Genomic DNA, 333 nt, shown 5'->3' on the forward strand with positions numbered 1-333 from the left:
GCAACGTTATAGCGATGTATGCCAGGGGCATGAGTACGCGGGATATCTCGGGTTATGTTAAGGAGATGTACGCCATGGATATATCTGCTACGGAGATCTCCAATATTACCGACAAGGTTATCCCTGCCCTGAACGAATGGCGAAACCGCCCGCTTGAATCGGTATATCCCTTTGTTTTTCTAGATTGTATGCATTATAAAGTTAAAGACAATGGCAGTGTCCAGACCCGTGCGGTGTACAATATACTTGGGGTAAACAGGGATGGTCGGAAAGACCTGATCGGCATTTATCTTTCGGAAAATGAAGGGGCCAAGTTCTGGCTTTCGGTACTGA

At 46.5% G+C, this 333-nt stretch carries 1 protein-coding gene; it reads left to right on the top strand.

Going from position 1 to position 333, the window contains the following annotated elements; all coding sequences use genetic code 11:
* Window positions 1-333: transposase (locus tag C5745_RS19955; RefSeq protein WP_207795867.1), on the top strand; the 333-nt coding region annotated here is incomplete at both ends.

The organism is Sphingobacterium haloxyli (assembly GCF_002980525.1).
Classification (GTDB): domain Bacteria; phylum Bacteroidota; class Bacteroidia; order Sphingobacteriales; family Sphingobacteriaceae; genus Sphingobacterium; species Sphingobacterium haloxyli.